The organism is Litchfieldella xinjiangensis, from assembly GCF_000759345.1.
Classification (GTDB): Bacteria; Pseudomonadota; Gammaproteobacteria; order Pseudomonadales; family Halomonadaceae; genus Litchfieldella_A; species Litchfieldella_A xinjiangensis.
This window is the reverse complement of record NZ_JPZL01000007.1, coordinates 1-1,866: the sequence shown is the minus strand read 5'-3', so window position 1 is coordinate 1,866 and position 1,866 is coordinate 1. Positions and strand designations below refer to the sequence as shown.

The 1,866-nt window shown below is 60.0% G+C and carries 1 protein-coding gene and 1 pseudogene; both read right to left on the bottom strand.

Annotated elements, in window-relative coordinates; all coding sequences use genetic code 11:
* A partial coding sequence (locus JH15_RS17410; RefSeq protein ID WP_043532795.1) for a methyl-accepting chemotaxis protein occupies window positions 1-1,459 on the bottom strand: 1,459 nt, incomplete at its 3' end.
* 110 nt (window positions 1,460-1,569) lie between these two features.
* Window positions 1,570-1,866, bottom strand: a pseudogene (locus JH15_RS18280) (hypothetical protein); the annotation flags it as partial.

Sequence of the window (1,866 nt, the reverse complement as noted above, 5' to 3'; positions counted from 1 at the left end):
TGGCATTATCCACGGCCAGGCCGCTCGCCTGACGGGCGTTGTCAGCGTTCTGCCGCACGGTAGCCGTCATCTCTTCCATGCTCGAGGCCGTTTCCTGCAATGAGGCAGCCTGCTGCTCGGTACGCGAAGAAAGATCCTCGTTGCCCTGGGAGATGTCCCGGGCCGCGGGCGTGACGACAGCGACGCCGCTATTCACGTTCCCCACGATGCTGCCCAGGCTCTTGCGCATCACGTCCAGGGCACGCATCAATTGCCCGGCCTCATCGTTGCGATGCGACGGCATCGAGGCCGCCAGGTTCCCCGCCGCGATCTGCAGCGTGAAGTGCATCGACTCACGCAGCGGCTTGAGCAGGGCACGCATGGTCAATACCCCGAGGAGAAGGAGTATCAACAGCCCTACAGCGAGCAGCCCTGCCTGAGCGATGAGCATCTGCTGCTGTCCTGCGCTGGCTTCTTCCGCCAGGCGCTGAGCATCGTCCTGCTTGGCGGCAACCAGATTATTGATTGCCTCGGAAAGCTCGCCTCCCTTGCCTTTGAGCACTTCGTTGTGTGCCACATAGGCCGAGTAGAAATCACCACTCTGGAGACTCGCTACGGCAGCTTGCAAGCCTGCCTCGATGTAGTGGTCCAACCCTTCGTCAAAAGCCTGGATCTCAGGCGTCTGCTCAGCACTGCCTGCCGAGAAGGCGCTCCACGATTCATTCAGCGAAAAAACGATCCGATCGACTTCTGCACCCACCGCCTCGGCGTCGGCAGACATCGGATTACTCACCGGACGATCCAGGGTCTGGCGCCCTTGGGTCATCAACTGATCGATGCGCTGAAGGCGAGCCACATTCTCGAGGCCGTCGCGGTTGAGCTGCTGAAGCCGCTCACCGGACGCTTGAATGCCATACAGGCCTAACCCACCACTGGCCCCCAGTAACAAGGCTGAAGCCAAGACCATCGTGCCCAGGCGGGCACGCATGGTGCGCAGGTTGACGCGCCGAACCAGACCGCGCAGGCCCCGCCGTCGCAGCTGACCACGCTCCAGCCGCAAATGCTTGCCCTGCCCCTCACGAATCTGCTGATACGCTTGCTCGGCTGCGTCGATGGATTCCCGGTCGGCCTTGACCCGCACGGAAGCAAACCCGAGCACTTCGTTATTTTCGACAATCGGCGTTACGCTGGCATTGACCCAGTAATGATCGCCATTCTTGCGACGATTCTTGACCAACCCGCCCCACGTTTCACCGGCCTGGATCGTTTCCCAAAGATTGGCAAACGCTACTTCGGGCATGTCTGGGTGACGAAGAATGTTATGCGGCGCACCGATCAACTCTTCGTGGCTGAAACCGCTGACCTTGATGAACGCAGGGTTGGCATAGGTAATCCTGCCCTTGAGATCGGTGCGTGAAATCAGGAAGTCGTTGTCGTCGAGTGTATATTCGCGACGTGTTATCGGTTGGTTATTGCGCATACTACCGTCCCCTGCTTTTTTGCGGCTGGCCATGCGGTAAGGCCAACCGGTCATTATCGTGATTCACGCGTAGACCAGTGAGTATCCCAGTCTCTTGTCGGCATCAGGGCCTAGAACGCTTCCCAGTCGTCGACTGACGCAGTCTTACGTGTTTCCACTGCTCTGCCGTGCTTCGGCGGGAGCGATTTACCCGCAATATTGGCAAGCTTCGATTGCGTCAACTGCGCCGGAGCGTTGCTCATGGATGACGAGGCGGCTATTAGCCGAGTGGCGCTCTCCACCGTCTCCTGGCCACTACCCTGCAGGCGGAAGGCGGCGATGGCATTGGCCAACATGGAGACTTGAGTCTCGAGTTCCGTGGCCGCACGTGCCGAGGTTTGTACCCGCGCCGCGTTCTGCTGGGTGAC